A 7,429-nucleotide genomic window follows, 5' to 3' on the forward strand; every position below is an offset into this window, starting at 1 on the left:
GGTAAAAGAGCGATTAGAAATTTTGATCATTCAAGGATTGCGAATTGTACTGAGCTATACTGTGGCTGTTCATGTAACTTCTCCCTACCCGGAAGAAAACTAAGAACCTCCTCAACTGCCTCTTGTGTCATCAGGTGTTTGTAGGCGACTCGATCTCAATGGTGTGAATACGGAAGTGAATTATGTCTAACAATTTGTGGAAATCGCTGCTTGCGACCCCGGCTCTTTTGAGTGCTACGCTGACCGTCTCCGCTGGGCTGATCACCATAGGTGCTGCAACTGCAACTGACGCACCTAAGCCAGAAGCTGCCCCCCTGAGCGCATCCGTCCCCGTTCAATTTTCCGATGCGACCAAATCAGATACGTCTAAATCTGATGCGGCCTCTCTCGACCAGGTAAAAACCTACAGCAGCGAAGGCAATGGTAACGTTGAAGCGGGTCAAGTGACCTCAGTTTCTCAACTTTCTGACGTGCGCCCCACCGATTGGGCTTTCCAGGCACTGCAATCTCTCGTTGAGCGCTACGGCTGTATCGCAGGCTATCCCGACAAAACCTACCGTGGTAACCGGGCAATGACTCGTTTTGAGTTTGCGGCTGGGGTGAATGCTTGTCTCGATCGCGTCAACGAGCTAATCGCCGCATCTACCGCAGATCTGGTCAAAAAAGAAGACCTGGCGACTCTGCAAAAACTTCAAGAAGAATTCGCCGCTGAATTGGCCACCCTGCGCGGTCGCGTCGACTCTCTAGAAGCTCGCGCCACCACCTTAGAAAAACAACAGTTCTCAACCACCACCAAACTGAGAGGAGAAGCCATTTTCGCGGTTTCAGGCGCTCTCGGTGACGAGACAGCGATCAACTCAGATGCTTCACGCAGAATCGATCGCGGCTTGTCCACGCGGGCTGCCGAAGTTGGACTCCTTGGGGCTGGCGCTAATGTGCGAGAAAACACAACCTTTAGCAATCGCGTCCGTCTTTCCTTAAACACCAGCTTTACTGGCAAAGACTTGCTGTTGACCCGCATCCAAGCCCGGAACGTTGTTCCCTTTGGCCGCGCTGTAACGGGAACCAATATGACCCGCTCTAGCTTTGACGGTAACGATGACAATGAGGCAGAGATTGATAAAGCGTTTTATCGCTTTCCGCTAGGCAGATCTACCATCCAAGTTGATGCAGTTGGACTTGAGTTTTACGACAACGTTCCCACCTTCAATCCGCTATTGGCGAGTAGCGGTCAAGGATCGATTTCGCGCTTTGGTCGCTTTAACCCTATCTACCGTCAAGGTGCAGGGGGCGCGGGTGCCACCATCAACTTTAAGCCAAGTGAGCAGTTCACTGTGTCAGCAGGCTTTTCTGCCAGAGGCGCAAACGATCCGACTGATAAAAACGGTCTGTTCAACGGCTCCAACGCTTTCCTGGCGCAGGTTGCTTTCCAACCGACCAGAGACATCGGCTTGGGCTTTACTTACGTTCGCTCTTATAACCGCGACACCAACAACAATCCGCTGGCTGGTGTGATCGGCAGTGACTTTGGCGATCGTCCTTTTGCAGCAACGCCTACTACTGGCAACCACTTCGGGGTTCAAGGCAATATTCGTCTCACCCCCGGAATCGCGCTGGCTGGCTGGGTTGGCTACACAGAGGCACGGGCTGAAGAGAATCTCGTGTTGGGTGCAGGTGCGGCCGCGAGACAGGTAGCTGCTGAAGGCGACAACGCTTCACTTTGGAACTGGGCCGTCGCGCTGGCGTTCCCAGATCTGGGCAAAAAAGGCAACCTGGCAGGGATTATCTTTGGGATGCCGCCTAAGCTGACCAGCACCGATTACAACGATCCGCTAACGGGCAACCGTCGCCTCGATCGCGGGACTTCCTTCCACCTAGAAGGGCTATACCGCTATCAGCTAAACGACAACATCTCAATCACACCGGGTCTTTTGGTGATCTTTAACCCAGAACACAACAACGCCAACGACACGACCTATGTGGGCACCGTGCGGACAACCTTCACGTTCTAGACCGTTTTGATAAATTTTCGATAAAGGCCTCGTGTTACACGGGGCCTTTTTTGGGCTTTTCGTCAAACTAACTAAACCCCAGCGATAAACCGGGGTATACTAGAAACGTGGGGATCACTTGCCCATCTTCCTCTTACCGTGGATTTGACCTGTGGAACTTTCGTGTAAAAGCGAGTACGCAATCTTGGCGCTGATCGAACTGGCCGTTCACTACGACAGTGGTGAGCCGTTGCAGATTCGGCAAATTTCTGCTCAACAAAACATTCCCGATCGCTACCTCGAACAACTTCTGGCTACCCTCAGACGAGGTGGACTGGTACGATCGCAGCGCGGCGCAAAAGGGGGGTATACTCTGGCAAGAGAACCCTGGAAGATTACGCTGCTGGATGTCGTCGCTTGCCTGGATGGTTTGGAGGGTAAGCCTGCCGAAAAAGATAGTGATGCCAAGCAGACAAAAACCCTCGAAGGTGCTGTAATTTTTGAGATTTGGCAAGAAGCTCATCAAGCTGCTAACACTATTTTGCAAAAATATACGCTCAAAGATTTGTGCGATCGCCGTGACTCCAGACGGCAGCTCGATTTTATGTACTACATCTAAAAAGCACCTAAAGAAATTAGCTCCCCACCCAAAACCTCCTATGCGTATTGCTCAAAATGTCACCCAACTGATTGGTTCGACTCCGCTGGTGCAGCTAAATCGGATTCCGCAAGCCGAGGGCTGTGTGGCTCAAATTCTCGTCAAGCTGGAAGGGATGAATCCGTCTGCCTCGGTCAAGGATCGGATTGGCATTAGCATGATCACCGCTGCTGAAGATGAGGGGTTGATCACGCCTGGGAAAACTGTTTTGGTGGAGCCGACTTCTGGAAATACGGGGATTGCGCTGGCGATGGCTGCTGCTGCGAAGGGCTACCGTCTAATTTTGACGATGCCCGAAACGATGAGTTCTGAGCGTCGAGCCATGCTGCGGGCCTATGGTGCCGAGTTAGAGCTGACCCCCGGAATTGAGGGGATGGGAGGCTGTATTCAACGGGCGCAGCAGATTGTCGATACTACGCCTCATGCTTATATGCTGCAACAGTTTCGCAATCCGGCAAACCCCAAAGTTCACCGAGAAACGACCGCCGAAGAAATCTGGCAGGACACCGATGGACAAGTTGATTTTGTAGTGGCGGGAGTCGGGACGGGTGGAACGATCACAGGTGTGGCAGAGGTTCTCAAACAGCGCAAACCTTCATTCAAGGCGATCGCTGTTGAACCCACGAACAGTCCTGTAATTTCGGGAGGTCGCCCTGGCCCTCATAAGATTCAAGGCATCGGCGCGGGGTTTATTCCGCCTGTGTTGAATGTGAATTTGATCGATGAAGTAATTACCGTTTCGGATGATCAAGCGATCACGTTTAGTCGGCGCATGGCTCGTGAAGAAGGCTTATTGTCAGGAATTTCGAGTGGGGCGGCTTTGAAGGCGGCGATCGACATCGGCAAGCGTCCCGAAAATGCAGGCAAGCTGATCGTGATGATCCAACCCAGTTTTGGCGAACGGTATCTCAGCACTGCCCTCTTTCAAGACCCCGAACTCACCCTCTCTACAGTGGGCTAAATTGAGGAAATCATTAAATTTTAACTTCTCAATTTCCTCCCTCCTCCCTCTTCCCTCCTCCCTTTAAAATGGGGGAATGGCACACTCGAATCACTATCAAATCAGTCACTATCAAATCTTAGACGTTGAGCCAAACGCCACTCAAGCGGAGATCAAACAAGCTTATCGGCGTTTGGCTAAGTTGTTTCACCCTGACAGCAACTCACAAACGGCAAATCACGACAAAATTACCCAGATCAACGCGGCTTACGAAGTATTGGGAGATCCCCAGAGTCGCAACTCTTACGATCGCCACCTCTCTTACTATTCTCGATTGGGGTCAGCAGGCTACAGCGCAGAAAGTGTAGAAGACCGTCAACAGCGCGATGCGGCCGCTCAAGCGCATTATCGACGCAAACGCCAAACAGAACCGGATTCTGATCAACACCTTAAGGTTTGGCTAAACAAGGTCTACACGCCCGTCAATCGTCAACTTGGTCAAATTATTCGTCCTTTGAGGGCGCAAATTAAGCAGCTATCGGCTGACCCATTTGATGATGAGTTGATGGAGGCGTTTCAGGCGTATACCGAAGACTGTCGGCAGATGTTGGGTAAGGCGCAAACGGTGTTTCGATCGTTTCCCAATCCGCCGACGGTCGCGGGTGTGGCTGCCAATCTTTACTATTGTCTCAATCAGGTGGCAGACGGGATTGAAGAGCTAGAGTACTTTAGCCTCAACTACGATGATCACCATCTCAACACAGGGTTGGAGCTATTCAAGATTGCGGAAGGGTTGCGGCGAGAGGCTCAGGCGGCGTTTCGAGAATTGCCAAAGTAGTGCAGGCGATCGTTAGCGAGAAAGCACCTTGGAGAAATAGATTCAATCCTTGAGCAACCTGAGCAGCTCTTTTACTTCTTTGGATGGATATTGTTTCTGACGAAGTAGGTTAATATTAGGTTAACTTTGGGTAAAAGCGCAGTTTTAGTCTTGCGTTTTGGAAAACTTCCCACGGGGCATCATCGCTGGCTAAAGTTGGCGATTTGATACTACGCTCTGCTCACATTGGGGAAAAATAGCACCGAGGAAACTCTGATTGACCAATCGTAGATAAGGAAAAAACAATGGCAGATCAACACAACTTTTTGTACCCTCTCAGCCGTTATCGGGGCGAGGTGAAGCCTGAAAACCTGGTTTTTAACGCAAACTTGCAGGAGTTTTCGCAGAAGGTGAGTTATGTCTGCTGTTTGGAGACGGGGGGCAAGCTAACACCCGAAGAGTCTTACCGAGAAATTAAATCCCTTTGGAAACAGCTTAAGAGAAGTAAAAAGCAGCTTGCGATCGGGCAGGATTTTTCTGAGGGCAATCAAAACTTTTGAATGCTCAGGCGTTGCTTGAGTTTCTGAAGGGCTAGTTTAGAATCCCCTCGTTCTGTGCTTGATTTGGGCAGCTACGGGGGGATTTATGCTACGCAAGCAGTCCTAAAATAACGTGAATTCGATAAGAGGTTTTCCGCTTCGTTCTTCAGCGCTTCTGCCCCCCAACCCCTACAGATGTAGGTTTGTGGTGAAGGTGCGAGCAGTGACCCCAACGATTCGATAATGAGAAGAAGAGCAGTATGGAGGCAGTAGAGATGCTACAAGACCCTTCGCTCAAAGCTTGGAACCGGATTGTCAGCGAATGATTTGGCAACCTCAGCCTATCGCAAGTGACGGGATTAAGGGTGTGGAGTTTTGGGATCGCATTGACAAATTGTGCCTGGGAATCAACTGGATCGCTGGCAACCCTACTGGGAGCCGTTGTTCGCTCAACTGGCTGGCGGGGTTCCACCGGACTGGCGGGTGGTGGTTTGTGCTGACCGAGGCTTGTATGCCGACTGGCTGTTTGCCGCGACCAGGGCAGTCGGGTGGCATCCGTTCTTGCGGATCAATCAACACCCGAATCAGACAATCCAAGTTCTCCCCAATGGCGACTGGCAATTGCTCAAAGACTGGATTCGGCTCGGTCAAGCTTGGAGCGGTGCAGTGCGGTGCTTTCGCACCAATCCGCTCGATTGTCCCCTGGTCGCACGCTGGGACGAAGGCGATACTGACCCGTGGTTCGTGGTCACTGACCTGCCGACTGACCAAGCCGAGGGCTTGTGGTACAGCTACCGCCTGTGGATTGAAGATGGCTATCGCGATTTCAAAAGTGATGGCTGGCATGGGCAGTCCTCACGCATCACCGACCCAAAACGCGCAGAGCGGATGGGGTTAGCCATGTCGGTCGCCACCCTATGGATGCTCACACTCGGAACCAAAGTAGAACTGCAACAACAAGCCTTACCCAACGGTCGCAATCCTCGACCCAATCGCCCACCGCCTCGCCATCCACAATTGCGTCGTCTCTCTTGCTTTGCGGTGGGCTTACTTTCGCTGCCGCTGATTTTGTATCATCATCTTCCCATTGAGATGCCCCCACTCATCCCGCAGCCCACCTTAACGCTCACCCTCACCTCTTCTTGATTGCTTAACCACAAACCTACACCTGTAAGCCCCCAACCCCCCAATTCTGGGGGACTTTCGGACAGGATTTCTTTCTCAAAGTCCCCCAGAATGGGTAGGGTTGATTTATTCTATAGAGAGGAAATGTAGGCTAAGAGAAGCGACCCTTCACACCTACCTCACTTCAGACTCATGACCTTGATTGACGCCCTACAAAGCATTCCTGACCCTCGCCGAGGGTCAGGACAGCGCTACCCCTTGTGGGTGTTTCTGCTGATAATCATTCTCGGCACGATGAGTGGCTATCGGGGCTACCGGGGATTATCCCGGTTCATGCTGCGCCACCAAGCGCATCTCGCCCAGCAGTTGGGGTTGCGCCGAGCAAAACTGCCGAGTTACTCAACGATTCGCCGCTTATTGCTGGAGATTGACTTTAACGCCGTCGCCGTTGCCTTCAGCCACTGGGCGCGGCAGGCGGGGTTAGTGCAAGCGGGCGACCATTGTGCCGTAGACGGCAAAGGCTTGAAAAACCCCGTCACCGACTGCTACAGCGCCGAGCAAAACTTTGTCAACGGGGTCTCGGTGTTTCAGTTGGAGTAAGGTCTAGTGGTGGGGCAAGCCGCCTTTGACAATCCGCACCAAAGCGAGACCAAGGCGGTCTATGCGTTGCTAGAACGCTTGCAGTTAAGCGGGGTGACGGTGAGTCTGGATGCGTTGCACGCTCAAAAAAAACCGTCTCGCTGCTGCAAGCCCAAGGCAATGACTATGTGATTTGTGTCAAAGCGAATCAGAAGACCCTTTATCACCACCTACAGCAGGCGGCTCAAAGCGACGCGGTGTTCAGTGTTCATCTTCACAGCGAACAGACCCGCAGTCGCCAAACGACTCGCGTTGCGTCGATCTTTGCCTTACCAGAGGAGGTTCGAGCCGTCTGGACGGGGGCGCAACAGGGCGTGGAGGTGAGGCGGTCGGGGCATCGTCAGGGAAAGCCCTACGAGCAGTGCCGCTACTACATCACCAGTTGGACGCAAAAGGCGGACGCGCTGCAAGCTCGGATTCGAGCGCACTGGGGCATTGAAAATCCCCTGCACTGGGGCAAAGATGTGGTGTTGGGTGAGGATAGTAGCTCCATTGCAAAGCGAAATGCAGCCACGGTGATGGCGGTGATTCGCAACCTGGCGATTACTTTATTTCGTCAGGCGGGACATGCCTCAATCACGGAGGCAATTGATCTATACAGCAATCGCTTAGAGCAGTTGTTGCCGATGGTCGGCCTTCCCTCTGGCTAGAATAAATCAACCCTACCCCAGCATGGGGGATTTAGCGATTATCTTGAATGTCAAGCCGGAAGCGCAACTT

The 7,429-nt window shown here is 52.3% G+C and carries 9 protein-coding genes; all 9 read left to right on the forward strand.

Going from position 1 to position 7,429, the window contains the following annotated elements; translation table 11 throughout:
- The first annotated feature begins 182 nt into the window (after positions 1-182).
- Positions 183-2,012, forward strand: a complete 1,830-nt coding sequence (locus tag ACKFKH_RS06995) for an iron uptake porin (RefSeq protein ID WP_446857536.1) — start codon at positions 183-185, stop codon at positions 2,010-2,012.
- A gap of 151 nt (positions 2,013-2,163) precedes the next feature.
- On the forward strand, positions 2,164-2,610 hold the full coding sequence (locus ACKFKH_RS07000) for an RrF2 family transcriptional regulator (RefSeq protein WP_446857537.1): 447 nt from the start codon (positions 2,164-2,166) through the stop codon (positions 2,608-2,610).
- A 40-nt stretch (positions 2,611-2,650) separates the two neighbouring features.
- On the forward strand, positions 2,651-3,610 hold the full coding sequence (gene cysK, locus ACKFKH_RS07005; protein WP_446857538.1) for a cysteine synthase A: 960 nt from the start codon (positions 2,651-2,653) through the stop codon (positions 3,608-3,610).
- Between the two features lie 76 nt (positions 3,611-3,686).
- Positions 3,687-4,427, forward strand: coding sequence for a J domain-containing protein (locus tag ACKFKH_RS07010; protein ID WP_446857539.1), 741 nt, complete (start codon positions 3,687-3,689; stop codon positions 4,425-4,427).
- Positions 4,428-4,711: 284 nt separating this feature from the next.
- Positions 4,712-4,966: a DUF7219 family protein gene (locus ACKFKH_RS07015; protein WP_446857540.1), complete on the forward strand. Its 255-nt coding sequence runs from the start codon at positions 4,712-4,714 to the stop codon at positions 4,964-4,966.
- A 375-nt stretch (positions 4,967-5,341) separates the two neighbouring features.
- Complete coding sequence (locus ACKFKH_RS07020; protein ID WP_446857541.1) at positions 5,342-6,091, forward strand: hypothetical protein; 750 nt, start codon at positions 5,342-5,344, stop codon at positions 6,089-6,091.
- A 171-nt stretch (positions 6,092-6,262) separates the two neighbouring features.
- A complete protein-coding gene (locus tag ACKFKH_RS07025; RefSeq protein ID WP_446857542.1) occupies positions 6,263-6,670 on the forward strand; it encodes a transposase family protein in 408 nt (135 codons plus the stop codon).
- Positions 6,671-6,676: 6 nt separating this feature from the next.
- Positions 6,677-6,841 carry a hypothetical protein gene (locus ACKFKH_RS07030; RefSeq protein WP_446857543.1) on the forward strand — a complete coding sequence of 55 codons (165 nt, stop codon included), beginning with the start codon at positions 6,677-6,679 and terminating at the stop codon, positions 6,839-6,841.
- Positions 6,838-7,359: an ISAs1 family transposase gene (locus ACKFKH_RS07035; protein ID WP_446857544.1), complete on the forward strand. Its 522-nt coding sequence runs from the start codon at positions 6,838-6,840 to the stop codon at positions 7,357-7,359. Before ACKFKH_RS07030 ends, ACKFKH_RS07035 begins: the two co-directional genes overlap by 4 nt.
- Positions 7,360-7,429 lie beyond the last annotated feature (70 nt).

It is taken from the genome of Phormidesmis sp. 146-20 (assembly GCF_052939475.1).

Coding starts and splice junctions, on each gene's coding strand:
- ACKFKH_RS07025 (WP_446857542.1), top strand. CDS start 6,263: ATGACCTTGATTGACGCCCTACAAAGCATTCCTGACCCTCGCCGAGGG.
- ACKFKH_RS07010 (WP_446857539.1), top strand. CDS start 3,687: ATGGCACACTCGAATCACTATCAAATCAGTCACTATCAAATCTTAGAC.
- ACKFKH_RS06995 (WP_446857536.1), top strand. CDS start 183: ATGTCTAACAATTTGTGGAAATCGCTGCTTGCGACCCCGGCTCTTTTG.
- ACKFKH_RS07015 (WP_446857540.1), top strand. CDS start 4,712: ATGGCAGATCAACACAACTTTTTGTACCCTCTCAGCCGTTATCGGGGC.
- cysK (WP_446857538.1), top strand. CDS start 2,651: ATGCGTATTGCTCAAAATGTCACCCAACTGATTGGTTCGACTCCGCTG.